The 25,065-nt window shown below is 65.4% G+C and carries 26 protein-coding genes; 23 read left to right on the forward strand and 3 right to left on the reverse strand.

The features are described 5' to 3' along the window. Positions 1 to 2: 2 nt before the first annotated feature. Positions 3 to 227 carry a transcriptional regulator gene (locus L0976_RS05725; RefSeq protein ID WP_234186486.1) on the reverse strand — a complete coding sequence of 75 codons (225 nt, stop codon included), beginning with the start codon at positions 225 to 227 and terminating at the stop codon, positions 3 to 5. Positions 228 to 414: 187 nt separating this feature from the next. Between L0976_RS05725 and L0976_RS05730 the strand changes: the two genes are divergently transcribed. Further along, the gene (locus L0976_RS05730) at positions 415 to 999 is read left to right on the forward strand and encodes a 5-formyltetrahydrofolate cyclo-ligase (protein ID WP_234186487.1); all 585 of its coding nucleotides are present in this window, start codon (positions 415 to 417) and stop codon (positions 997 to 999) included. Between the two features lie 9 nt (positions 1,000 to 1,008). Further along, on the forward strand, positions 1,009 to 1,833 hold the full coding sequence (locus L0976_RS05735) for a YmdB family metallophosphoesterase (protein ID WP_234186488.1): 825 nt from the start codon (positions 1,009 to 1,011) through the stop codon (positions 1,831 to 1,833). A gap of 6 nt (positions 1,834 to 1,839) precedes the next feature. Here L0976_RS05735 and L0976_RS05740 read toward each other — a convergent pair whose 3' ends face one another. Then, entirely contained in the window at positions 1,840 to 2,379 is a 540-nt protein-coding gene (locus L0976_RS05740) for a pyridoxamine 5'-phosphate oxidase family protein (RefSeq protein WP_234186489.1), read from the reverse strand. Between the two features lie 270 nt (positions 2,380 to 2,649). Here L0976_RS05740 and L0976_RS05745 point away from each other — a divergent pair, with 270 nt between their 5' ends. Next, positions 2,650 to 3,396, forward strand: a complete 747-nt coding sequence (locus L0976_RS05745) for a YebC/PmpR family DNA-binding transcriptional regulator (RefSeq protein ID WP_203316027.1) — start codon at positions 2,650 to 2,652, stop codon at positions 3,394 to 3,396. A gap of 222 nt (positions 3,397 to 3,618) precedes the next feature. Here the strand turns inward: L0976_RS05745 and L0976_RS05750 are convergent, their stop codons facing one another. Next, positions 3,619 to 4,620: an LLM class flavin-dependent oxidoreductase gene (locus L0976_RS05750; protein ID WP_234186490.1), complete on the reverse strand. Its 1,002-nt coding sequence runs from the start codon at positions 4,618 to 4,620 to the stop codon at positions 3,619 to 3,621. Between the two features lie 315 nt (positions 4,621 to 4,935). Here L0976_RS05750 and ruvC point away from each other — a divergent pair, with 315 nt between their 5' ends. The 20 genes from ruvC (at position 4,936) to serA (ending at position 25,052) form a co-directional block, all read left to right on the forward strand. Continuing rightward, positions 4,936 to 5,448 carry a crossover junction endodeoxyribonuclease RuvC gene (gene ruvC / locus L0976_RS05755; RefSeq protein ID WP_234186491.1) on the forward strand — a complete coding sequence of 171 codons (513 nt, stop codon included), beginning with the start codon at positions 4,936 to 4,938 and terminating at the stop codon, positions 5,446 to 5,448. Positions 5,449 to 5,503: 55 nt separating this feature from the next. Next, complete coding sequence (locus L0976_RS05760; protein ID WP_203316024.1) at positions 5,504 to 5,764, forward strand: AbrB/MazE/SpoVT family DNA-binding domain-containing protein; 261 nt, start codon at positions 5,504 to 5,506, stop codon at positions 5,762 to 5,764. Next, on the forward strand, positions 5,745 to 6,161 hold the full coding sequence (locus L0976_RS05765) for a type II toxin-antitoxin system VapC family toxin (RefSeq protein ID WP_234186492.1): 417 nt from the start codon (positions 5,745 to 5,747) through the stop codon (positions 6,159 to 6,161). Before L0976_RS05760 ends, L0976_RS05765 begins: the two co-directional genes overlap by 20 nt. Positions 6,162 to 6,172: 11 nt before the next feature. Further along, a complete protein-coding gene (gene ruvA, locus L0976_RS05770; protein WP_234186493.1) occupies positions 6,173 to 6,790 on the forward strand; it encodes a Holliday junction branch migration protein RuvA in 618 nt (205 codons plus the stop codon). Between the two features lie 40 nt (positions 6,791 to 6,830). Next, positions 6,831 to 7,871, forward strand: a complete 1,041-nt coding sequence (ruvB, locus tag L0976_RS05775; RefSeq protein ID WP_234186494.1) for a Holliday junction branch migration DNA helicase RuvB — start codon at positions 6,831 to 6,833, stop codon at positions 7,869 to 7,871. A gap of 13 nt (positions 7,872 to 7,884) precedes the next feature. Next, positions 7,885 to 8,370 carry an NUDIX hydrolase gene (locus tag L0976_RS05780; RefSeq protein ID WP_234186495.1) on the forward strand — a complete coding sequence of 162 codons (486 nt, stop codon included), beginning with the start codon at positions 7,885 to 7,887 and terminating at the stop codon, positions 8,368 to 8,370. Further along, entirely contained in the window at positions 8,367 to 8,843 is a 477-nt protein-coding gene (ybgC, locus tag L0976_RS05785; protein ID WP_234186496.1) for a tol-pal system-associated acyl-CoA thioesterase, read from the forward strand. The genes L0976_RS05780 and ybgC overlap by 4 nt, the downstream gene beginning before the upstream one ends. Positions 8,844 to 9,150: 307 nt before the next feature. Then, positions 9,151 to 9,867: a protein TolQ gene (gene tolQ, locus L0976_RS05790; RefSeq protein WP_203316019.1), complete on the forward strand. Its 717-nt coding sequence runs from the start codon at positions 9,151 to 9,153 to the stop codon at positions 9,865 to 9,867. A gap of 30 nt (positions 9,868 to 9,897) precedes the next feature. Continuing rightward, entirely contained in the window at positions 9,898 to 10,350 is a 453-nt protein-coding gene (tolR, locus tag L0976_RS05795) for a protein TolR (protein ID WP_203316018.1), read from the forward strand. A gap of 9 nt (positions 10,351 to 10,359) precedes the next feature. Further along, positions 10,360 to 11,472: a hypothetical protein gene (locus tag L0976_RS05800; protein WP_203316017.1), complete on the forward strand. Its 1,113-nt coding sequence runs from the start codon at positions 10,360 to 10,362 to the stop codon at positions 11,470 to 11,472. Positions 11,473 to 11,493: 21 nt separating this feature from the next. Further along, positions 11,494 to 12,798, forward strand: coding sequence for a Tol-Pal system beta propeller repeat protein TolB (gene tolB / locus L0976_RS05805; RefSeq protein ID WP_203316016.1), 1,305 nt, complete (start codon positions 11,494 to 11,496; stop codon positions 12,796 to 12,798). A gap of 312 nt (positions 12,799 to 13,110) precedes the next feature. Beyond that, positions 13,111 to 13,650, forward strand: coding sequence for a peptidoglycan-associated lipoprotein Pal (gene pal / locus L0976_RS05810; RefSeq protein ID WP_203316015.1), 540 nt, complete (start codon positions 13,111 to 13,113; stop codon positions 13,648 to 13,650). Between the two features lie 150 nt (positions 13,651 to 13,800). Then, positions 13,801 to 14,802, forward strand: a complete 1,002-nt coding sequence (ybgF, locus tag L0976_RS05815; protein ID WP_234186497.1) for a tol-pal system protein YbgF — start codon at positions 13,801 to 13,803, stop codon at positions 14,800 to 14,802. 20 nt (positions 14,803 to 14,822) lie between these two features. Further along, positions 14,823 to 16,115, forward strand: a complete 1,293-nt coding sequence (gene tilS / locus L0976_RS05820; RefSeq protein ID WP_234186498.1) for a tRNA lysidine(34) synthetase TilS — start codon at positions 14,823 to 14,825, stop codon at positions 16,113 to 16,115. Positions 16,116 to 16,328: 213 nt separating this feature from the next. After that, on the forward strand, positions 16,329 to 18,251 hold the full coding sequence (ftsH, locus tag L0976_RS05825) for an ATP-dependent zinc metalloprotease FtsH (protein WP_203316012.1): 1,923 nt from the start codon (positions 16,329 to 16,331) through the stop codon (positions 18,249 to 18,251). 281 nt (positions 18,252 to 18,532) lie between these two features. After that, complete coding sequence (gene glmM / locus L0976_RS05830; protein ID WP_234186499.1) at positions 18,533 to 19,885, forward strand: phosphoglucosamine mutase; 1,353 nt, start codon at positions 18,533 to 18,535, stop codon at positions 19,883 to 19,885. A 383-nt stretch (positions 19,886 to 20,268) separates the two neighbouring features. After that, positions 20,269 to 21,114: an outer membrane protein gene (locus L0976_RS05835; protein WP_234186500.1), complete on the forward strand. Its 846-nt coding sequence runs from the start codon at positions 20,269 to 20,271 to the stop codon at positions 21,112 to 21,114. Between the two features lie 183 nt (positions 21,115 to 21,297). Continuing rightward, positions 21,298 to 22,023, forward strand: coding sequence for an outer membrane protein (locus L0976_RS05840; RefSeq protein ID WP_234186501.1), 726 nt, complete (start codon positions 21,298 to 21,300; stop codon positions 22,021 to 22,023). 176 nt (positions 22,024 to 22,199) lie between these two features. Continuing rightward, positions 22,200 to 23,381 carry a phosphoserine transaminase gene (locus L0976_RS05845; RefSeq protein ID WP_234186502.1) on the forward strand — a complete coding sequence of 394 codons (1,182 nt, stop codon included), beginning with the start codon at positions 22,200 to 22,202 and terminating at the stop codon, positions 23,379 to 23,381. Between the two features lie 75 nt (positions 23,382 to 23,456). Next, complete coding sequence (gene serA / locus L0976_RS05850; protein ID WP_234186503.1) at positions 23,457 to 25,052, forward strand: phosphoglycerate dehydrogenase; 1,596 nt, start codon at positions 23,457 to 23,459, stop codon at positions 25,050 to 25,052. The last annotated feature ends 13 nt before the right edge of the window (positions 25,053 to 25,065 follow it).

Consider the following 25,065-nt stretch of genomic DNA (forward strand, 5'->3'; position numbering starts at 1 on the left):
GGTCAGATGAGATCGAGGCGCAGGGCGCGGGTGATCGCGCCCGTGACGTTGCGGGCGCCCAGCTTGTCGACGGCGTTGCGCATTGCTTCGGCGATGCGCGGCAGGGCGATGTCGGTTTCGAGCGCGATGTCGGCCGGCGTCCTGCCGCGGGCGGCGAGGTCGAGGCACCGTCTTTCGATTTCGGTCAGTTCCGGATGGCGGGGGGAATCGCTTCGAGTGGGTTTCATGCGCCCCGGCTTAAAGAGCCGCCCCGGGTGCGAAAAGCGCTTGTTATTCCAATGCTTAATATCGATCCGCGATGTCCGGCCGCCGTGTCCCGTTGCGGGACAATCCGCTGCCTGTCGCAAAAGGGCGAGGATTTGCATTCCGGCGCTGCTAGCTGATAAGCCACGCTGGAAATCGCTGGAGGCATTCGTGACACCCAAGGAACAGAAGGCGGCCATCCGCAACGAACGGCTGGCGCTGCGCGATGCGATGACGCCGCAGGCGCGCATAGAGGGCAGCCTTGCCATGGTGGAGCGTGCGGGCGACCGCATCGAGTTCGAACCGGGCGCGGTGGTTTCCGGTTTCTGGCCGATCCGCTCGGAAGCGGATGTCCGGCCGCTGATGGCGCATCTGCGCAGCCGCGGCGCGCGGCTTTGCCTGCCCGTCGTGCTCGACCGCGAGACGATCATCTTCCGCGAGCTGGTTGCGGGCGCGCCCGTCGTGAAGACCGGCTTCGGCACGACGGGGCCGGGGCCGGAGGCCGCCGTCATCGATCCCGACATCCTGCTCGTGCCGCTTTCGGCCTTCGACCGCACGGGGCATCGCATCGGCTACGGCGCCGGCCATTACGACCGGGCAATCGACCGGCTGAAGGCGAAGGGCCATTCGCCGAAGCTGATCGGCATTGCGTTCGACTGCCAGGAAGTGGCATCAGTACCCGCCGAGCCGCACGACGTCCCCCTGGACGCGATCCTCACGGAAAGCGGTATCCGCATGTTCCAACAGGTTTCATAAGGCAGTTCGATGCGTTTTCTCTTTCTGGGCGACATGGTGGGCAAGACCGGGCGGACCGCCGTCTGGGAGCGCCTGCCGGGGCTGATCAGCGACTTCAAGCTCGATTTCGTCGTCGTCAACGGCGAGAACGCGGCCGGCGGGTTCGGCATCACGGAAGACATCTTCCTGGGAACGATCAATGCCGGCGCCGATGTCGTGACGACCGGCAACCACGTGTGGGACCAGAAGGAAGCCGTGACCTTCGCGAGCCGCCACGACCAGTTCCTGCGGCCGGCGAACTATCCCGCCGGCACGCCCGGCCGCGGCGCCAACCTGTTCATCGCCCGCAACGGCGCGCGCGTCCTCGTCGCCAACATCATGGGCCGCGTCTTCATGCATCCCGAACTGGACGACCCCTTCACGTCGGGCGAGGCGATCCTCGCCTCCTGCCCGCTCGGGGAGCAGGCGGATGCGGTCATCTTCGATTTCCATGCGGAAGCCACCAGCGAGAAGCAGTGCTTTGGCCATTTCGTCGACGGACGCGCCAGCGTCGTCGTCGGCACGCACACGCATGTGCCGACGGCCGACTGCCATATCCTGAACGGCGGCACGGGCTACATGTCGGATGCCGGAATGTGCGGCGACTACGATTCCTCTCTGGGCATGGACAAGGAAGAACCGCTCAACCGCTTCATCTCCAAGATGCCGCGCGGCCGTTTCGAGGCGGCCTCCGGGCCGGCGACGATCTGCGGCCTTGCGGTCGAGATTTCCGACCGCACCGGCCTTGCCGAGAAGATCGCGCCTTTGCGACTCGGGGCGCGCCTTGCCGAAACGGTGCCGGCCTTCTGGAGCTGACCTCGGTCAGACCATGTGGCGCAGGTGATCCGCCGAGCCCCCGGTGTCGAAGGTGAGATGCGCCTTCACGCCGACATCGGGCTCCTCGTCCGGGTTGAGGTTCGCCTTGGCGATCTCCCAGCCGAATTTCAGCGTGCTGCCGGTCGAGGCCCAGATCTCCGCGTCCTCGATCTCCAGCGCCAGCATGGTGAGCTTGGGATCGTCCTTGCCGTGGTCGAACCACGCTTCGACGACCGAGCTCCAGTATTCGTCGATCTTGACCGGGTCCTTGCGCACGGAAATCCTGCCCGCGACGCAGGCGTGATAGTCGTGGTCCTTGCCGACCACGCAGAAATGCGCGCGAGCGCCCGGGGAAATGGCCTCGACGATCTCGGTATCCGTCCTGGTGAAGAACCAGATGGTCGCGCTCTGGCGATCGAGCTGCGGTGACATCGGCTGCATGTGCATGTGGCTGCCCTCGACGCCGAGCATGCCGGCATGAATCCGGTCGATCTCGTCGAAAAGCTGTTCCTTCGGGTTTTCGCGCGCGCGGGTAAGATCGGACATCGCTGTTCCTCGCAATCGTTGGGTGATGCTGCGGGAAACGTGGATGCGGCGGACAAGTTCCGCATCGAGCCTCAAGGGATCGTGATCGGCGTCGTGGGCCGATCAACGCCGTGCTGCTTTGTTTGCCGGACTGCTGGACGCGCGGCGACAATGAAATTATAAGGCGGCATTCCAAAAATCGGGCTGCAGGCCGGCGCATCGCCGCGGTCGTCATGTCCCGCTCAGCGACCGGCGACCGGAAGGACGGGCGCCAAACTAGACAGGGGTGCCATGGCTGGCCATTCACAGTTCAAGAATATCATGCACCGCAAGGGTCGGCAGGACGCCGTGCGGTCGAAAATGTTCTCCAAGCTTGCCCGTGAAATCACGGTTGCGGCCAAGACCGGCCTGCCCGACCCGGCGATGAACGCCCGCCTGCGTCTGGCGATCCAGAACGCCAAGGCGCAGTCCATGCCGAAGGACAATATCGAGCGCGCGATCAAGAAGGCCTCCGGCGCCGACAGCGAGAACTACGAGGAAGTCCGCTACGAGGGCTACGGCCCGGGCGGCGTCGCCGTCATCGTCGAGGCGCTGACCGACAACCGCAACCGCACCGCCTCCTCCGTCCGCTCGACCTTCTCCAAGGCCGGCGGCGCACTGGGCGAAACCGGCTCGGTCTCCTTCTCCTTCGATCGCGTCGGCGAGATCACCTACAAGCTTTCCGCCGGCAGCGCCGACGCCGTCATGGAAGCCGCCATCGAGGCCGGCGCCGAAGACGTGACGACGGACGAGGACGGCCACACGATCATCTGCGGCTTCGAGGACATCGGCGAGGTCTCCAAGGCGCTGGAAGACACGCTCGGCGAGGCCGAGACCGTCAAGGCGATCTGGAAGCCGCAGAACACCGTGCCGGTCGACGAGGAAAAGGCGCAGTCGCTGATGAAGCTCATCGACACGCTTGACGACGACGACGACGTGCAGAACGTCTATTCGAACTTCGAGGTTTCCGACGAGGTCATGGCCAAGCTCTCGGCCTGATCGGACACCCATCTGCCATGATGAAAGGCCGGGTGCCGCAAGGCCCCGGCCTTCGTTCGTTTTCAAGCCCCCGCTTTACCTTCTTCGTCATCCTCGGCCTCGTGCCGAGGATCTGCCGGCGCATCGAAAACCGGGACGCTGGCGGATGCTCGGGACAGGCCCGAGCATGACGGAAGAGAGCTTTCAGAGTGTCGCCAGCAATCCGAATGCTGTGAGCCTTCGCTATACCGCCTTCGCGAGCGTATGCTGCGCCCCCGCAAACAACCGCAGCGACTTCACCCGCGCCTCCATGTCGTGAACCGGCATGGAGATGATCAGCTCGTCCGCCCGGGTGAGCGCAAGGAAGTCGGTGATCCGGTGTTTGATCTTCTCCGGCCCGCCGACCACCGCATATTGCAGCGTGTGCTCCACCATGATGCGCTCCTGCTCGTTCCAGAAGCCGTCCATGTCGTCGACCGGCGGCGGGAAGGCGCCGGGCGTGCCGCGGCGCAGGCGCACGAAGGATTGCTGCATGGAGGTGAAGAGGTAATCGGCCTCTTCATCCGTATCGGCCGCCGCGCCCATCACGCCGACCATGACATGCGGCCGGTCGAGATATTGCGACGGCTCGAAGCGCTCGCGGTAGATTTCCAGCGCCGTCAGCAGCATGTCCGGCGCGAAATGCGAGGCGAAGGCGAAGGGCAGGCCGAGCATGCCGGCCAGATGCGCCGAATAATGGCTGGAGCCGAGCAGCCAGACCGGCACGTTGCTGTCCGCGCCCGGCACGGCGACGACCTTCTGGTCGGGCGCGGGCGGTCCCATGAGTTGCATCAGCTCGATGACGTCCTGCGGGAAATTGTTGGCGGCGCTGTCGAGGTTGCGGCGCAGCGCCTGCGCGGTGCGCATGTCCGTGCCCGGCGCGCGGCCGAGGCCGAGATCGATGCGATCCGGGAAGAGGGCGGCGAGCGTGCCGAACTGCTCGGCGATGACGAGCGGCGAATGGTTCGGCAGCATGATGCCGCCGGCACCGACGCGGATCCTTTTCGTGCCGGCCGCGACATGCTGGATGACGAGGGACGTTGCGGCGCTGGCGATGCCGCGCATGCCGTGGTGCTCGGCGAGCCAGAAGCGCTGGTAGCCATGCGCCTCGGCCTCCTGCGCCAGGAGGCGGGAATTTTCCAGCGACTGGGCGACGGTGCCGCCTTCGATGACCGGGGACAGGTCGAGGATGGAGAAGGGCACCATGGGAGCGGCCTCTTTGTAAGGGATTTTGATCGCTTCCCCATGTAGGTTCAGTTTTCTCGAATCCAAGCGGGGATTTGATGGAAGCGTGAAACCGTGGGCTGCGGCAAGGTTCGACAACCCTTCTTCCGTCATCCTCGGGCTTGTCCCGAGGATCTGCTGACGTTGTGGTTTTCGATGCGTCGTCATCCTCGGCACGAGGCCGAGGATGACGACGGTATGTGCGGCGGGGTTTGCCGGCAAGCGAAGATGGTGCTTTGTTTTTGTTTTGTTCACATTTCGCTGGCAGGGTCCGGCGGACAGGACTAGGGTTGGACAATGCAGGACACGATTCGCATCATCGGCATCGATCCGGGGCTTCGCCGCACCGGCTGGGGCGTCATCGAGACGCTCGGCAATTCGCTGCGCTTCGTCGCCTCGGGCACCGTGACGTCGGACGGCGAGATGGATCTCGCCTCGCGCCTCTGCCAGTTGCATGACGGGCTTGCCGAGATCGTGCACAGCTACCAGCCCGATGAAGCCGCCGTCGAGCAGACCTTCGTCAACAAGGACGCGACGGCGACCCTGAAGCTCGGCCAGGCGCGCGGCATAGCCATGCTGGTGCCGGCGCGTGCGGGCCTGCACGTCGCCGAATATGCGCCGAACGCCGTCAAGAAGGCGGTCATCGGTGTCGGTCACGGCGAAAAGCAGCAGATCCACATGATGCTGAAGGTGCTGATGCCGAAGGCCACGTTCGTGGGCAACGATGCGGCCGACGCGCTCGCCATCGCCATCTGCCACGCCCACAACCGCCAGGGCCTCTCCGGCCGCCTCGCCAAGCTCGCCGGTTGATTTGTTCTTGACTTGTTCCGGTTGCAACGATAAGTAATACCTCAGAGGTATTACCATGCGTGTGACGGAAAAAGGTCAGGTGACGATCCCGAAGGATATCCGCGACCGGCTCGCCATCGAGCCCGGTTCGGAGGTGGACTTCGTTGTCTCGAACAACGGCGTGATGCTGGTGAAGGTGGGCGACGGCAAAGGCGATTTCGAGGATTTCGACGCCTGGGCGGCAAGTGTAAAGGGAACGTGGGATCTCGACGGCATGACGCCCGACGAATATTTCGAATGGCTGCGGGGGCCGCGTGATGACCTCGACCCTCGTTGATACCAATGTTCTGATCGACATCCTCGGACCGGATCGCCCTCAACGGGTGTGGTCGCTTGCGGCCTTGAAGCGATGCGTGGAAGAGGGGGAACTGGTTCTGCATTCCGTCGTGTGGTCGGAGCTTGCGGCATCGCCCCTTAGCGAACTGGAGCTGAATCTGGCCTTTGGTTGGCTTCGCATGCGGCGGGAACCCTTTTCCTACGAGGCGGCATTCGCTGCCGGCAAGGCGCACTATGCCTATCGCCGGGCGGGTGGGCTTCGGGAGCGTACGCTGCCCGACTTCCTCGTCGGGGCGCATGCCGCGGCGCGCTCCCACCGGCTGCTCACCCGCGATGCCGCCCGCTACCGCTCCTATTTCCCCGCGCTCGACATCATCTCCCCCGAAACCCATCCCTGACGGACCTTCCCATGATCGGCAAACTCAAAGGCACCATCGACGAGATCGGCGAGGATCATGTGATTCTCGACGTGCACGGCGTCGGCTATGTCGCCCATTGCTCGGCGCGCACGCTCGGCAGGCTCGGCTCGGCCGGAGAGGCGGCGGTGCTGTTCATCGAGACCTACGTGCGGGAGGACCAGTTCCGCCTCTTCGGCTTCCTGACGGCGCTGGAGCGGGAATGGTTCCGGCTGCTGCAGAGCGTGCAGGGCGTCGGCTCCAAGGTGGCGCTGGCGGTGCTGTCCACGCTGACGCCGGGGGAGCTGGCGAATGCCATCGCGCTGCAGGACAAGACGGCCGTCTCGCGCGCGCCGGGCGTCGGGCCGAAGGTGGCGGTGCGCATCGTCACCGAATTGCGCAACAAGGCGCCGGCCTTTGCCGGCGAGGCCTCGGCCGCCATCGGGCTCAAGCAGGAGATCGGCGAGGGGGTTGCCTCGGCGCCCGTCGCCGATGCGGTCTCGGCGCTCACCAATCTCGGCTATTCGCGCGACCAGGCGGCCAATGCGGTCGCGGCGGCGCTCAAGAACGGCGGGGAGGGGGCGGACAGCGCCAAGCTCATCCGCCTCGGCCTCAAGGAATTGTCGCGGTGATGCGGTTGCTTTGCGCCGTGGACAATGGGATTAGGGCTCAATGAGCGACGAGACGAGACTGCTTTCGCCCGACAAGCGCGGCGAGGACATCGATACGGCCCTGCGGCCGCAGACGCTGGACGACTTCACCGGCCAGGCGGAGGCGCGCGCGAACCTGAAGATCTTCATCGAGGCGGCGAAGAACCGCGGCGAGGCGCTCGACCATGTGCTCTTCGTCGGGCCGCCCGGCCTCGGCAAGACGACGCTGGCGCAGATCATGGCCAAGGAGCTCGGCGTCAATTTCCGCTCGACCTCCGGCCCGGTCATCGCCAAGGCCGGCGACCTTGCGGCGTTGCTCACCAATCTCGAAGAGCGCGACGTGCTCTTCATCGACGAGATCCACCGCCTCAACCCGGCCGTCGAGGAAATCCTCTATCCGGCCATGGAGGATTTCCAGCTCGACCTCATCATCGGTGAAGGCCCGGCGGCCCGCTCGGTGAAGATCGACCTGTCGAAATTCACGCTCGTCGCCGCCACCACGCGCCTCGGCCTGCTGACGACGCCGCTGCGCGACCGTTTCGGCATTCCGGTGCGGCTCAATTTCTACACCGTCGAGGAGCTGGAATCGATCGTGCGCCGCGGCGCGCGGCTGATGGCGCTCGGCATGACGGACGGCGGCGCGCGGGAGATCGCCCGGCGCGCCCGCGGCACGCCGCGCATCGCCGGCCGGCTGCTGCGCCGCGTGCGCGACTTCGCCGAGGTGGCGCGGGCGGAGGCGGTGACGCAGAAGATCGCCGACGAGGCGCTGACGCGGCTTCTCGTCGACAATATGGGCCTCGACCAGCTCGACCGGCGCTATCTCTCGATGATCGCCCACAATTTCGGCGGCGGGCCGGTCGGCATCGAGACCATCGCGGCGGGGCTGTCCGAGCCACGCGACGCCATCGAGGATATCATCGAGCCCTACATGATCCAGCAGGGCTTCATCCAGCGCACGCCGCGCGGGCGCGTGCTGACCGCCAATGCCTGGAAGCATCTCGGCCTCACACCGCCGAAGGATATCGAGGCGACGCAGTTCCGGCTCGGGCTCGAGGATGAGTGAGCCGGACCGCCACATGATCCGGATCGACCGCAAGCCGCAGCTCTTCAGCTTCCGCGTGGCGGGCCTGATCTTCCGGGAGGGACATGTTCTCGCCCAGCGCGGCGTGAAGGACGATTACTGGGCGCTGCCCGGCGGGCGGGCGGAGATCGGCGAGGATTCGCAGGAGACGATCGTCCGCGAGATGCGCGAGGAGCTTCATCGAGAGGCGCGCGTCGAGCGCCTCCTGTGGACCGTGGAGAACTTCTTCTCCTACGAGGGCTACACGGCGCACGAGCTCGGCTTCTACTACCTGCTTTCGCTCGCCGAGCCGTTTCCCTTCCATGAGGAGGACATCGTGCACCGCGTGGTCGACGGCGTGGACGTGGAGTTCCGCTGGCTGAAAGCCACCCCCCAGGCGCTCGCCATGCACCGGCTGAAACCGCAGTTCGTCGCCGAGCGCATCGACCGGCTGCCGGCGGCGGGCGAGCATCACATCGTCAGGGAAAGGGTGGCAGCGTGACCGGAACGACCCATCCGCTTTCGGGCGAACTCACCGAGGCAGGCCACCGGCTCGTGCAGCGCGTCTATTACGAGGACACCGATTTCTCCGGCGTCGTCTACCACGCCCGCTACCTGCATTTCCTGGAGCGCGGGCGGACGGATTACCTGCGGCTGCTCGGCGTCGAGCAGGGCAGCCTCGTCCTGGAGGAAGACCGCGAGGGCCTCGTCTTCGTCGTCCATCGCATGGAGATCGACTTCAAGGCGCCGGCGCGCATGGACGACATCCTGACGATCCTCACCTCCACCGAGAAGGCGGGCGGGGCGAAGATGATCCTCAACCAGGAGATCCGCCGCGGCGAACAGCTCCTGATCGCCGCGCGTGTCATCATCGCCGTCATCAATGCGGCCGGCCGGCCGCGGCGCCTGCCGGAGGCGCTGGCCGCGCGTTTTCTTGCCAAGACGCAAGAAAACGCCGGTGCGGCCCCGCGGTAACACTCCCTTAACCATAATGATGTCTTACTCGGCTGGTGAGGGTTTTGTGCGCTGCACGTCATCCTTTAACCAAAATTGCCGTGAAGAAGGCAGGTTGTAAGCGTTTGACCGGCATGGCGGCCGGCGGCATCAACCGGACATTCTTGACGGGCTGCGAAGCGGGTACGGATCCTCATCCCTGGCTGCGACGCGCGTTTGTGAATGCTGATGCGATATCCACCTCCCAGGAGATCGCGAAGGCGTGAATGAGACCCGGTTCGAGCTGCGAAGGCCCGTGCCGGGTGTTTGGATTCGGGGACATAGGTCTATGGAACAAGTGGGTTTGGAAGCGGCAGGCAGCGTGACCCTTTGGGGTCTGTTCATGCAGGCCGGGTTCGTCGTGAAGCTGGTCATGCTCGGCCTGATCGCCGCGTCCGTCTGGACCTGGGCCATCGTCGTCGACAAGACGGTGACCTACGGCAAGGCACGTCGCCAGCTCGATCATTTCGAGCAGGTCTTCTGGTCGGGGCAGTCGCTGGAGGAGCTCTATCGCACGCTCTCCGACCGCCAGACCTCCGGCATGAGCGCCATCTTCGTGGCGGCGATGCGGGAATGGAAGAAGAGTTTCGAGCGCGGCGCGCGATCTCCGATCGGGCTGCAGATGCGTATCGACCGGGCGATGGACGTCACGCTCTCCCGCGAATCGGAAGGATTGGAAGCGCGCCTCGGCTCGCTCGCCACCATCGGCTCGGCAGCGCCGTTCGTCGGCCTCTTCGGCACGGTCGTCGGCATCATGACCTCCTTCCAGGCCATTGCCGGCTCGAAGCAGACGAGCCTTGCGGTCGTCGCGCCCGGCATCGCCGAAGCGCTCCTGGCGACCGCCATCGGCCTTCTCGCCGCCATCCCGGCCGTCATCGCCTACAACAAGTTCTCCGCCGATGCCGGCAAGCTGACGGCGCGCATGGAGGGCTTTGCGGACGAGTTCTCCGCCATCCTTTCGCGCCAGATCGACGAGAAGCTCCAGCCGCGCGCCGCGGCGCAGTAACGCGCGATCACAGAAGACGGAGACGACGCCATGGGCATGTCAGTCGGAGCGAAGAATTCAGGCGGTGGCCGCCGCCGCCGCGGTGGCGGCAAGAGGGCGCCGATGAGCGAGATCAACGTGACGCCGTTCGTCGACGTCATGCTCGTGCTGCTCATCATCTTCATGGTCGCCGCGCCGCTGATGACGGTCGGCGTGCCGATCGACCTGCCGAAGACGCAGGCGAAGGCCCTCAACGCCGACACCCAGCCGATCACCGTGTCGGTCAAGTCGGACGGTCAGGTGTTCCTGCAGGAAACGCCGATCCCGATCGAGGAGATCGCCGCCAAGCTGCAGGCCGTGGCGACCACCGGCTATACCGAGCGCGTCTTCGTGCGCGGCGACGGCAATGCGCCCTATGGCGTCGTCGCCGACGTCATGTCGCGCATCCAGGCCGGCGGTTTTACCAATATCGGCCTCGTCACCGAGCAGAAACCGGACAGGTAAACGCACGCCATGAAGGGCAGCCTTGCCACATCCGCCGTTCTCCACGCCATGGTTCTCACCTGGGCGCTGGTCTCGCTCGGCAGTCCGGAAAGCTTCGACGTCGCCGATGTCGAGGCCCTGCCGGTCGATATCGTGTCGATCGAGGAGCTGACGCAGATCCAGCAGGGTGACAAGAAGGCCGAGATGAAGGAAAAGGCCGCGCCCGTTCCGACCAAGAAGCAGACGCCGGTCGAGAATGCGGAGAATGTCGGCGACAACGAGATCGACCTGAAGAACCTGCCGACGCCGGAGGAAAAGCCGCGCGACATCGAGACCGCCGCCTCGCCGGAAAAGGCCGAGAAGGTCGTCCAGACGCCGGACAGCAAGCCCCCCGAGGAAGCAAAGCCGGTCGAAAAGGCGAGCGAGCCCTCGACCGAGGTTGCCGCCCTCCCCGAGGCCAAGCAGGAGGTCAAGCCGGATCCGAAGCCCGAGGCCAAGCCGGCCGAGGAAAAGCCCGCCGAGGACCCGCAGGCCGAGGCGCTGCCCGACAAGGTGCCGCTGCCCGAGATGAGGCCGAAGGTCGAGACGGCCAAGGCCGAGCCGGAGAAGAAGCCGGAGGAAAAAAAGACCGAGACGGCGAAGGCCCAGACGGCCAAGACGCCCGACCGGAAGAAGGACGAGAAGAAGAAGCAGGAGAAGGCGAGTTCGCTGAACGAGAGCGACTTCAACGCCGACGAGGTCGCTGCGCTTCTCAACAAGGAAAAGGCGGCCGGCGGCGGCGCCAAGCGCTCTCAGGAGCAGGCGGCGCTCGGCGGCAAGAAGACGACGACCGGCACCAAGCTCTCGATGAGCGAGATGGATGCGCTGCGCGGCCAGATCCAGAACAACTGGTCGATCATCCCCGGCCTTTCGGATGCCGCCGACGTGCGCATCAAGGTCACGATGCAGCTCGACCAGAACGGCGACATCATCGGCGAGCCGGACGTCGTGGCGACCGGCGGCTCTGAAGCTGCGCGCCGGGCGCTTGCCGGCGGCGCGCGCCGCGCCATCATGAAATCGCGGCCCTTCAAGGGGCTGCCCCCGGAAAAATACGATGCCTGGAGCGAAGTCGTCGTGAACTTCGATCCAAGCGAAATGATGTAAGAACCAGGAAGGCCCAGATAGATGTTCAGACGCAATCTTCTCCGTTTGCTGGTCGTGCTGACTGGCCTTGCGGTGTCCCTGCCGCAGGCCTTTGCGAAAGTGGAAATCAACATCAACAAGGGCAACGTCGAGCCGCTGCCGGTCGCGGTGACGGACTTCGTCGCCAGCGGTGACCTCGGCCAGCGCATCACCGACGTGATCGCCGCCGACCTCAAGCGCTCCGGCCTCTTCGCGCCGGTCAACAAGAAGGCCTTCATCGAGAAGATCTCCAACCCGGACCAGCCGCCGCGCTTCGACGACTGGAAGGTCATCAATGCGCAGGCGCTCGTCACGGGCCGCGTGACGCAGGAGGGCGACGGGCGCCTGCGCGCCGAGTTCCGCCTCTGGGACACGTTTGCCGGCCAGCAGCTCACCGGCCAGCAGTTCTATACCCAGCCGGAAAACTGGCGCCGCGTGGCGCATATCATCGCCGATGCGATCTATGAACGCCTGACGGGCGAAAAGGGCTACTTCGACACGCGCATCGTCTATGTCGCCGAAAGCGGCCCGAAGACGGACCGCAAGCGCCAGCTCGCCATCATGGACCAGGACGGCTTCAATGCCCGGGCGCTGACGAATTCGAATGAACTCGTGCTCACGCCGCGCTTCTCGCCGAACCGCCAGGAAATCACCTACATGTCCTTCGAGGGCAACCAGCCGCGCGTCTACCTGCTCCAGCTCGAGACGGGGCAGCGCGAGGTGGTCGGCAACTTCCCGGGCATGACCTTCTCGCCGCGCTTCTCGCCGGATGGCCAGAAGGTCATCATGAGCCTGCAGCAGGAGGGCAACTCCAACATCTACACGATGGACCTGCGCTCGCGCACCACGACGCGGCTGACCTCGACCGCGGCGATCGACACCTCGCCGTCCTATTCGCCCGACGGCAGCCAGATCGTCTTCGAAAGCGACCGCGGCGGCCGGCCGCAGCTCTACGTGATGGGCGCCGACGGCTCGGGCCAGCGCCGCATCTCCTTCGGCGACGGCTCCTATTCCACGCCGGTCTGGTCCCCGCGCGGCGACCTCATCGCCTTCACCAAGCAGTCGGGCGGCAAGTTCTCCATCGGCGTGATGAAGACGGACGGTTCGGGCGAGCGCATCCTGACCACGGGCTTCCACAACGAAGGCCCGACCTGGGCGCCGAACGGTCGCGTGCTGATGTTCTTCCGCCAGTCGGCCGGCGCCGGCGGCCCGCAGATCTACTCGATCGACCTGACGGGCTACAACGAGCAACTCATCCAGACCAAGGGCTTTGCCTCCGACCCGGCCTGGTCGCCGCTGCTCGAATAGTCTTCGGAGCATCCCGAATGGGGCGGGTCTGCCGCGTTCTTGCCGCAAAGTCCTGTAAATCAGGCGCCACGGCGAGAAGCGGCGGGCCCGCTTCCGTTTCGGCATGCTGCCCGCGCGGATATGTGACGAGGTTCCGCGCCCGAGCATGCGACAGCATGATGAAATGCGAGGGGCCGGGGACGGTCTTACAAGCAATCGTTAACCATAACCGTTGAAGGCGGATTAACCGCTCCGGGTTACAGTCTGGCAACCCTGATTGAAACCCGCGCTTCAACGAACTTGACGCAAGAACTGATGCAAGGAGACCGGCTCATGAGCCGCATTCATACTCCGGCCGCTGGCCGCATGCAGACCATCGCCCGCAACCCGGTGATGATCGCGCTCTTCATGACGCTCGCCCTGGCGGGCTGCGCCTCCAAGAAGAACCTGCCGAACAGCGCCGGCGACCTCGGCCTCAACGGCGGCGCCGGCGGTTCGGCCACGCCCGGCTCGCAGCAGGACTTCACGGTCAATGTCGGCGACCGCATCTTCTTCGACACCGACTCCACGTCGATCCGTGCCGACGCCGCCTCGACGCTCGACCGCCAGGCCCAGTGGCTGCAGCGCTACCCGAACTACGCGATCACGGTCGAAGGCCATGCCGACGAACGCGGCACGCGCGAATACAACCTCGCGCTCGGCGCACGCCGCGCCGCGGCGACCCGCCAGTACCTCGCTTCGCGCGGTATCCCGGCAAACCGCATCAAGACGATCTCCTACGGCAAGGAACGTCCGGTCGCCGTGTGCGACGACATTTCCTGCTGGTCGCAGAACCGTCGTGCCGTCACCGTTCTCGGCGGCGCGGGCATGTAATTCCCCTCGGGGAACGCATGGGAAAGGCGGCCTTTTGGCCGCCTTTCTTTTTTCAACACACTTTGGCCGAACTCCGTTGCTTTTTGAGGATATTTGGAAAACTCTTCGGCAGCGCCTCGGCGCACAATCGGACCAACAGGACGAAGATAGATGAAGAAACTTGTCGCGGCAGGCGTTCTCAGTCTCGCAGCGGTCGCAGGCACGGTCGGGCCGATCAGCGCATCGCCGCTCTCGACTCTGGCCAACGGCTTCCTTTCCCACAAGAGCGCGGGGGCCGGCGACGGCAACGTGGTTCTGGCCCAGGCCATGGATCCGCGGGTCGGCCAGCTCGAGGAGGAGATCCGTAACCTCAACGGCCGCATCGAGGAGATGAGCTACCAGCTTCTGCAGATGCAGGAACAGATCCGCAAGGCGCAGGAAGACAACGAATACCGTTTCCAGGACCTGGAGAACGGCAAGGGCAAGGCCAGCGGCAAGAGCGGCGCGCTCGACAAGCCGGTCAACGGCGGAACGCCCGACCAGCAGATCGCTTCGAACCGGGCGCCGGCGGATGACACCGCCGGGGCCGGCACGCCCGGCGAGCCCGGCGGGGGCGGGGCCCAGCCGCAGGAACTCGGCTCCATCAAGTTCGACGAGAACGGCAACCCGATCGGCGCGGAGACCAATCCGGACCTCAACAACCGGAGCGCCTCGATCGGCAGCGGCAACACGGCGCCCGGCACGGATGGCGGCCTGCCGCAGGCTTCGCAGTCCACGACCGCCTCGCTCGACAATCCGGACGATCTCTACCAGTCGGCCTATGGCCATGTGCTTTCCGGCGACTACCAGGTGGCCGAGCGCGAATTCCGCGACTATCTCGACATCTTCCCGAGCAGCGAGAAGGCGGCCGACGCCAATTTCTGGCTCGGCGAGGCGCAATATTCGCAGGGCAACTTCAACGACGCGGCCAAGACTTTCCTCAACGCCCACCAGACCTACGCCAAGTCTAAGAAGGCGCCGGAAATGCTGCTCAAGCTCGGCATGTCGCTCGCCGCGCTCGATAACCGCGAAACCGCCTGCGCGACGCTGCGCGAAGTCAACAAGCGCTATCCGAATGCCTCCAAGGCCGTGAAGAACAAGGTTTCTTCCGAGCAGAGCCGCCTGTCCTGCTGATTGCGGACGGAGCGAAGGTCGTGGCCCGCGCGGACAATCCCGTCGTCGAGGCAGCCGATCGCCTTCTTGCAAGTTTCAAACGCCCCGCACGGCTGCTGATCGCCATTTCCGGCGGCAGCGATTCGACCGGGCTCCTCGTGGCGCTCGCCACCCTTTGCGCCGCCGGGCGCTACCCTCACATCACGCTCATGGCCTGTACCGTCGACCATGCCCTTCGTGCCGGTTCGGCCGGGGAGGCGTCCGCCGTCGCGGCCCTTTGCGCGCGCCACGGCGTTGCGCATCTCACGCGCCGCTGGGAAGGACCGAAGCCGGCGGCCGGTCTGCAGGCCGCCGCCCGGGCCCGGCGCTACGCGCTTCTCGTCGATGCCGCCGTGCAAGCCGGCGCCGATGCGATCCTTGCCGCCCATACGCGCGACGACCAGAACGAGACCGTCGCCATGCGTGCCGCCCGCACGGGCGAAGGCGTCGGGCTTTCCGGCATGGCGGATGCGGTCCTGCTGGAGGGGGCGGTCTGGCTGCTCCGGCCGCTTCTCGGCATCGACCGGGCCGCGATCCGCGCCTTCCTCGATGCGCACGGCGAAGGCTGGATCGACGATCCGAGCAATCTCAATCGTCGCTTCGAGCGGGTGCGCATCCGCGCGGAAGGCGTCGTGCCGGCCCTGCAGCCAGCGCCCGGCGAACGGCTCGTGCTGGCCAAGCGCGCGGCGGATTTCCTTGCCGCCGCGGTGCGGAGGGACGGCTCATGCTTCACGCTATCGCTTGCCGGCATCGCCGTCGCCCTTTCGGAACCTGCCGCCTGGCGCGGTCTCCTGCTGCTCGCGGCGACGGCGGGCGGCCGCGTCCATGTGCTCGAAGCCCGCTCCGCCGGCCGCCTGAAGACCTTTCTTGCCAGCGGCACACTGTCGCGTATGACGGCCGGACGGGTGGTGTTCGACCGCCGCCGCGACGGCCTTCATCTCTACAGGGAATGCCGCGGCATCGCTCCCCTGCTGCTGCGGCCGGGAGAGGCCGGCGTTTGGGACGGGCGGTATCGTGTCGTCGTCCGGGCGGAGCGCGCCGTCGTGGTTTGCGCCTGTTGCGAGGGGGGAGGCGAGGGCGCGCTTGCGCACCTGCACGGCCCCGCCCTGCGCGCCGCCCGCGCCGCGCCGTGCCTGAGATTCGAGGACGGCGGCGCGGCGACGCGCACGGCGGCGGATGTCGAGCCGGCGATCGCGCCCTACGCGTATTTCCTGCCGCGATTCGATCTGCCGGTCGCGCAGGCGCTGGCGGACCTTGCAGGGTGCCCGCGTTTCCCCCCTCCGCCGAACGAATGAGGGCGCGGACGACTGCGTTGTGGTAATATGCGGGAAAGTGTCGATGGTGGCACGACCCGCGCGCTGGCGCCGGTCGCGCCTGTTGTTGACGATAGTTTGAGAAAAGCCCCGGGGTGCGAGCGCTTTGCCTTGGCAAGGCCGCAAGGCGACCCTATGTTAGGGGACAAAGAAGCGGCCAGGAGCCCTTGGTCGAGAAAGTGCCCGGAAAGCTCGATGAATCCCAACTTCCGCAACTTCGCCCTCTGGGCGATCATCGCCCTTCTGCTGATCGCGCTGTTCAGCATGTTCCAGACGAGTCCGGCCCAGACCGGCTCGCGGGAAATCCCGTATTCGCAGTTCCTCAAGGAAGTGGACGCGAGCCGGGTGAAGGAGGTCGTCATCACCGGTGAAAAGATCGTCGGCAGTTATGTCGAGACCGGCGCGACCTTCCAGACCTATGCGCCGAACGGCGACAACTCGCTCGTCCAGCGTCTGGAGGCGAAGAACGTCGTCGTCAGCGCGCGGCCCGAGACGGACGGCTCGTCCGGCTTCCTCAGCTATATCGGCACGCTGCTGCCCATGCTCCTGATCCTCGGCGTCTGGCTGTTCTTCATGCGCCAGATGCAGGGCGGCTCGCGCGGGGCGATGGGCTTCGGCAAGTCCAAGGCCAAGCTTCTGACCGAGGCGCATGGCCGGGTGACCTTCGCGGATGTCGCGGGCGTCGACGAGGCCAAGCAGGACCTGGAAGAGATCGTGGAATTCCTGCGCGACCCGCAGAAGTTCCAGCGCCTTGGCGGCCGCATTCCGCGCGGCGTGCTGCTCGTCGGCCCGCCCGGCACCGGCAAGACGCTGCTCGCCCGCTCCGTCGCGGGTGAGGCGAACGTGCCCTTCTTCACCATTTCGGGCTCCGACTTCGTGGAAATGTTCGTCGGCGTCGGCGCCAGCCGCGTGCGCGACATGTTCGAGCAGGCCAAGAAGAACGCGCCCTGCATCATCTTCATCGACGAAATCGACGCCGTCGGCCGCCATCGCGGCGCCGGCCTCGGCGGCGGCAACGACGAGCGCGAGCAGACGCTGAACCAGCTTCTCGTCGAGATGGACGGCTTCGAGGCGAACGAGGGCATCATCCTCATCGCCGCGACCAACCGCCCCGACGTGCTCGACCCGGCGCTGCTGCGTCCCGGCCGTTTCGACCGCCAGGTCGTCGTGCCGAACCCGGACATCGTCGGCCGCGAGCGCATCCTCAAGGTGCATGTGCGCAACGTGCCGCTCGCCCCGAATGTCGACCTCAAGATCCTTGCCCGCGGCACGCCCGGCTTTTCCGGCGCCGACCTCATGAACCTCGTCAACGAGGCCGCGCTGATGGCCGCGCGCCGCAACAAGCGCCTCGTCACCATGCAGGAATTCGAGGACGCCAAGGACAAGATCATGATGGGCGCCGAGCGCCGCTCCTCGGCCATGACCGAGGCGGAAAAGAAGCTCACCGCCTATCACGAGGCCGGCCACGCCATCGTCGCGCTCAAGGTGCCGCTCGCCGATCCGCTGCACAAGGCGACGATCATCCCGCGCGGCCGCGCGCTCGGCATGGTCATGCAGCTTCCCGAGGGCGACCGCTACTCGATGAGCTACAAGTGGATGGTCTCGCGCCTCGCCATCATGATGGGCGGCCGTGTCGCCGAGGAGATCACCTTCGGCAAGGACAACATCACCTCGGGCGCATCCTCTGACATCGAGCAGGCGACCAAGCTTGCCCGCGCCATGGTCACCCAGTGGGGCTTCTCCGACCAGCTCGGCCAGGTCGCCTATGGCGAGAACCAGCAGGAAGTGTTCCTCGGCCATTCCGTCGCGCAGCAGAAGAACGTTTCCGAAGCCACCGCGCAGAAGATCGACAACGAAATCCGCCGCCTGATCGACGAGGCCTATTCCGAGGCCAAGCGCATCATCACCGAGCAGAACCACGAATTCGTGGCGCTCGCCGAAGGCCTTCTCGAATACGAGACGCTGACCGGCGACGAGATCAAGGCCCTCATCCGCGGCGAGAAGCCGGCGCGCGACCTCGGCGACGATACGCCGCCGCACCGCGGCTCCGCCGTTCCGAAGGCCGGCCAGAAGAAGGGCGGCGAGCCGGAAGGCGGGCTGGAGCCCCAGCCGCAGTAATCTCCGGGCAAAGAAAGATCGAAACGGCCGGGACGCAGCTCCCGGCCGTTTTCTTTCGGTAACGCGCTGTAACGAATTCTGATTCCGGGGTGGATGTTCTTTGCCGGCTTTTGTGGCAAGAAGCACGAAAGCCGCATGTCTTAAGGTTAAAGTTACGCGACGGGACGAGACTGTTTCCATCGCCGGTGCGCTGCTATAGGGCACCTTGGACGCGGCAGACGAGGCGCGTATCGCGTTGGCGCGGGGGAAGACCGCAGGAGCCAGCGATTTCAGGAGCGAAGATGAAACGTCGTTATTTCGGCACGGATGGCATCCGGGGTCAATCCAACACCTTCCCGATGACGCCGGACCTCGCCATGCGGGTCGGCATCGCCGTGGGCACGATCTTCCGGCGCGGCGCGCACCGCCACCGGGTGGTGATCGGCAAGGACACGCGCCTTTCCGGCTACATGCTGGAAAACGCCATGGTTGCGGGATTCACCGCCGCCGGCATCGACGCCTTCGTCCTCGGCCCGATCCCGACGCCCGCCGTCGCCATGCTGACCCGGTCGCTGCGCGCCGATATCGGCGTCATGATCTCGGCCTCGCACAATCCCTTCTACGACAACGGCATCAAGCTCTTCGGCCCTGATGGCTACAAGCTCTCCGACGAGCTTGAGATGGAGATCGAGGACCTGCTCGAAAAGGACATGATGGCGCAGCTTGCCAAGTCCGCCGAGATCGGCCGGGCAAAGCGCATCGACGGCGTGCACGACCGCTATATCGAGCACGCCAAGCGCACGCTGCCGCGGGACGTGACCCTGCAGGGCCTGCGCATCGCCATCGACTGTGCCAACGGCGCGGCCTATCGCGTGGCGCCCGCGGCCCTGTGGGAGCTCGGCGCCGACGTCGTGACGATCGGCAACGAGCCAGACGGCCTCAACATCAATCTCGACTGCGGCTCGACCCATCCGGAAACGCTGCAGCGCAAGGTGCACGAGGTGCGCGCCGATATCGGCATCGCGCTCGATGGCGATGCCGACCGCGTGCAGATCATTGACGAGAACGGCAAGATCATCGACGGCGACCAGCTCATGGCCGTCATCGCGGAAAGCTGGGCGGCGGACGGCATGCTGCGCGGCGGCGGCATCGTGGCGACCGTCATGTCCAATCTCGGCCTGGAACGCTTCCTGACCGGCAAGGGCCTCGGCCTCCAGCGCACCAAGGTCGGCGACCGCTATGTCGTCGAGCACATGCGCCAGAACGATCACAATGTCGGCGGCGAGCAGTCCGGCCATATCGTGCTGTCGGATTTCGGCACGACCGGAGATGGCCTCGTGGCGGCGCTGCAGATCCTTGCCTGCGTCAAGCGCAGCGGCAGGACCGTCAGCGAGGTGTGCAACCGTTTCGAGCCCGTGCCGCAGATCCTCAAGAATGTTCGCGTGCAGGCCGGCAAGCCGCTGGAAGACGCCGCGGTGCGCCAGGCCATCGCGGATGCGGAGAGCGAGCTTGCCCGCAACGGCCGCCTCCTCATCCGCCCTTCCGGCACGGAGCCGCTGATCCGCGTGATGGCGGAAGGCGACGACCGCGCCCAGGTGGAGCGCATCGTGGACCAGCTCGTCGGCGTCATCGGCGCGGTGCGCAGCGCCGCTTGAGGCACCGGCCGCATTTTCCGAAGGCAGGGCTGTGCGGCGCGCGGTCCGGATCACCGACACGGTGTGTAAGCCGCCGTTCGTCATGCTCGGGCTCTCCCGCGCATTTGCGAAGCTGCGATCGTCTGATGTGTTCGCAGATCTTCGGCACAAGGCCGAGGATGACGCCTGGGGACCGAGGCTCTGGTTCGGCTTTCCTTTCGGCTAGTTGAAATTGGACCGTTACTTAAAGATTTACCGAATTTGTGAATGGTTGTTAACGAATAGAGTAAACTTTCGTAGTTAATCGGGCCTTAACCTTTCTTCGCCATTATCCATAGCCGATCGAGGGACTTGGAAAGCCGGCGTGCCGGGCGTGCCAAGCACAAGCCTATTGGAGCAAGGCGATGAGGAAAGTTTTGAGTGGCGTCGCGGCCGTCCTGCTGTCAGGCATGCCGGTTTACGCAGCCGATTTGTATGAACCGCAGGTCATCGAGGCTCCGGTCCAGGAAACCGCCGTGGTCGAGACCGGCGGCTGGTACCTACGTGGCGACGCGGGCTGGTCCTTCAACAAGATGCGCGGGGCGCACTACTTCCCGAATGGCACGAATGTGTCGAGCGAGTTCACATCCACCCGCTTGAAGAGCGGCTTCGTTCTCGGCGGCGGTGTCGGCTACCAGATCAACGACCATTTCCGCACGGATGTCACGCTGGACTACATGTTCAAGTCCAATTTCCGTGGATCGACAACCGGCGGCTGCGGCGTCCTTCCCGCCGGACCGTGCACATCGCGGGATGTCGCTTCCATGACGGCCCTTAGTCTGCTCGCGAATGCGTATGTGGACATTGGTCACTATGGAGCGATAACGCCCTATGTCGGTGCCGGTATCGGCGGTACATACGTCCGCTGGGGCGATCTGAAAAATACGTCTTGCGAAACGGCCGACCCCACGAATTGCGATCCGACCATTACCCATCGCGGCAAGAAGAGCTGGCGGTTCACGTACGCCCTCATGGCTGGTGCTTCGGTTGATGTGACCTGCAATCTAAAGGCGGATATCGGCTATCGCTTCCGCCATGTTACGAAGGGCGAGATGTTCAGCTTTGCCGGTGGCGCCGGCGGTCCCGGTTACGACAAGGGCTTCTACAGCCACGAAGCCCGCGCCGGCCTGCGCTACTCGTTCAACGGCTGCGAAACGGCCTCCTATATCCCGCCGGCCGATATCCCGATCGAGCCGCCGGTCTACAAGTAAGCCGGTTGACGCCGACCTTTCAAGGCCGCCCTTCGGGGCGGCCTTTTGCGTTTCGGGCGGGCGGGGCCGTTTAACGGTTTCTTCATTCCTTAAGAAATATGGTTAACCGACGGTATATGGCGGCATGGTGCCGGCCGGCCGCGCGCAACTGCCGGCAAGACCGGCCTGTCAGGGATCGAGACCATGTTCTGCCGAATCGCCCCGTTCGGGATCGCCGCCCTTCTCGCGACGAGCGCCGCCGCGAGCGATATCGAGATCATCGACGCGCCCGAGATCGACGTGTCGAAAAGCGTCGCGGCAGAGGGCTGGTATATCCGCGGCGATCTCGGTTACTCCGGATGGATCAAGGGCGGAAGGCCCCGCGTCGTGGAGGCGGGCGGGACGCAGGCTTTCGACGAGCGCCGCTTCTCCCGGCCGCTCTCCTATGGCGTCGGTCTCGGCTATCAGTTCAGCGATCTGCTGCGTGCCGACCTGACGGCCGATTTCTCCAAGGGCGATTTTCGTGGCGGCGCGGCCTGCGCGGGCGGCGATTGCGCCTTCAAGGCCGATTATTCCGCTGCCGGCCTGATGGCCAACGGCTATGTCGACCTCGGCACGCTCGCCGGCTTCACGCCCTATCTCGGCGCCGGACTGGGCGCCACCTGGCTCGACTGGCGCAACGCCGCCTGCGCGGGCGCGGGTTGCACGAGCACGAGCCTTGAGGGCAGGGACGGCCTCCGCTTCACCTATGCCCTGATGGCGGGCGCCTCCGTCGACCTTTCCTCACGCCTCAAGCTCGACGTCGGCTACCGCTTCTCCGGCATCGCCGGCGGCGACGCCTTCCGCACCGGCACGGGCGACATGGAAATTCGCGACCGCGGTTTCCACAAGCACGAGTTCCGCGTGGGTCTGCGCGTGCCTCTCTGGTAGCCGCTGCATCGCTTTCTTTCGCGGCGCGCCCGGGCAACCGGCGCGCCGTTTCCATTGCGCCCTATTATTTTTCGATCGCGACATATTCCGCTTGACTTGAAAACGGCTCTCCCATATTTCCGGCGGCGGGACACTCCTCCCCAACGAGGAGCTATCTATCTGGAAGGATAGCGATCATGACGAAGACCGTCACACCGCCGGACGTGCGTCCGAACAATACCCATTTTTCTTCTGGCCCCTGCTCGAAGCGCCCCGACTGGTCGCTCGAAGCGCTTTCCGATGCCCCGCTCGGTCGTTCGCACCGCGCCAAGATCGGCAAGGCCAAGCTCAAGCAGGCCATCGATCTCACCCGCGACGTCCTGGAAGTGCCGGCGGATTACCGCATCGGCATCGTGCCGGCCTCCGATACCGGTGCCGTCGAGATGGCGCTGTGGTCGCTGCTCGGGCCCCGCGGCGTCGACATGGTCGCCTGGGAAAGCTTCGGTTCGGGCTGGGTCTCTGACGTCGTGAAGGAGCTGAAGCTCCCCGACGTCAGGAAGATCACCGCCGATTACGGTTTGCTTCCCGACCTTTCCACGATCGATTTCGACCGTGACGTGGTCTTCACCTGGAACGGCACGACCTCGGGCGTGCGCGTCCCGAACGCCGACTTCATCCCGGCCGACCGCAAGGGCCTAACCATCTGCGACGCGACCTCGGCCGCCTTCGCGCAGAACCTCGATTTCGCCAAGCTCGATGTCGTCACCTTCTCCTGGCAGAAGGTGCTGGGCGGCGAGGGCGCGCATGGCGTCATCATCCTGTCGCCCCGCGCGGTCGAACGCCTTGAAAGCTACACGCCGGCCTGGCCGATGCCGAAGATCTTCCGCATGACCAAGGGCGGCAAGCTGATCGAGGGCATCTTCCAGGGCGAGACGATCAACACGCCCTCCATGCTCTGCGTCGAGGACTATATCGATGCGCTCCTCTGGGCCAGGCAGGTCGGCGGCCTCAAGGGCCTGATGGCCCGCGCCGACGCCAATGCCAAGGTCATTTTCGACTTCGTCGAGAAGAACGACTGGATCGCCAATCTCGCCAGGGACCCGGCGACGCGCTCCAACACCTCGGTCTGCCTGACGATCGCCGACAAGGACGTGCTGGCGCTCGACGCCGAGGCTCAAGGCGCTTTCGCCAAGGGCCTCGTCTCGCTGCTCGACAGAGAGGGTGTCGCCTATGACATCGGCGCGTACCGCGATGCCCCGTCGGGCCTTCGCATCTGGGCCGGCGCCACCATCGACACCGCCGACCTTGAGGCGCTGATGCCCTGGCTGACCTGGGCCTTCGAGACCCAGAAGGCGACGCTTTCCAAGGCTGCGGCCTGATTTCGCGACCGGCTTCGTCCTCCGGGCGAAGCCACCCTTTATCTCATCTTCCAAGACCGATTTAAGGAGGCCATCGTGGCACCTCGCGTACTCGTATCCGACGAACTCTCGGAAACCGCCGTCCAGATCTTTCGCGATCGCGGCGTGGACGTCGACTTCCAGCCGAAGCTCGGCAAGGACAAGGAAAAGCTCGCCGAGATCATCGGCAATTATGACGGCCTCGCCATCCGTTCCGCCACCAAGGCGACGGAAAAGCTGATCGCGGCGGCGACCAACCTCAAGGTCATCGGCCGCGCCGGCATCGGCGTCGACAATGTCGATATCCCGGCCGCCTCGCGCCGCGGCATCATCGTCATGAACACGCCCTTCGGCAACTCGATCACCACGGCCGAGCACGCCATCGCGCTGATGTTCGCCGTCGCCCGCCAGCTTCCCGCCGCCGATACCTCCACCCAGGCCGGCAAGTGGGAGAAGTCCAAGTTCATGGGCGTCGAGATCACCGGCAAGACGCTCGGCGTCATCGGTGCCGGCAATATCGGCGGCATCGTCTGCAAGAAGGCCATCGGCATCGGCATGCATGTCATCGCCTACGATCCCTTCCTGTCGGCCGAGCGTGCCGTGGAAATGGGCGTCGAGAAGGTGGAACTGGACGACCTCCTTGCCCGCGCCGACTTCATCACGCTCCACGTGCCGATGACCGACAAGACGCGCGGCATCCTCGGCAAGGAAGCGCTCGCCAGGACCAAGAAGGGCGTGCGCATCATCAACTGCGCCCGCGGCGGCCTCGTCGACGAGGCGGCGCTGGCCGAAGCCATCAAGTCCGGCCATGTCGCCGGCGCCGGCTTCGACGTGTTCGAGGTCGAGCCCGCGACCGAAAGCCCGCTCTTCGGCCTCGATAACGTCGTCTGCACGCCGCATCTCGGCGCGTCGACCACGGAAGCGCAGGAGAACGTCGCCCTGCAGGTCGCAGAGCAGATGTCGGACTACCTCGTCAAGGGCGCCGTCTCGAACGCCATCAACATGCCGTCGATCACGGCCGAGGAAGCGCCGATCCTGAAGCCCTTCATCCGCCTTGCGGACGTGCTCGGCGCCTTCGTCGGCCAGGTCACGGAAAGCGCGATCAAGGAAATCGAGATCCTCTACGACGGTTCGACCGCCGCGATGAACACCAAGGCGCTGACGAGCGCGGTGCTTGCCGGCCTCATCCGCCCGCAGGTGGCCGACGTGAACATGGTCTCGGCGCCCGTCATGATCAAGGAGAAGGGCGTCATCCTCTCCGAGGTCAAGCGCGACAAGTCGGGCGTCTTCGACGGCTACATCCGCCTGACGGTCAAGACCGCCAACCAGACCCGCTCGGTCGCCGGCACGGTCTTCTCGGACGGCAAGCCGCGCTTCATCCAGATCAAGGGCATCAACCTCGACGCCGATGTCGGCCGCCACATGGTCTACATCACCAATACCGACGTTCCCGGCATGATCGGCTTCATCGGCATGACGCTCGGCGAGGCGGGCGTCAACATCGCGAACTTCCAGCTCGGCCGCGAGAAGGAAGGGGGCGACGCCATCGCGCTGCTTTATGTTGACCGCCCGATCTCCGACGAGGTGCTGGCCAAGCTCGGCGCCAACCCGGCTATCCGCCAGGTCAAGCCGCTCGTCTTCAACGTCGACTGATCCTCGTCCCTCC

It is taken from the genome of Shinella sp. NM-101, from assembly GCF_021401195.1.
GTDB lineage: Bacteria > Pseudomonadota > Alphaproteobacteria > Rhizobiales > Rhizobiaceae > Shinella.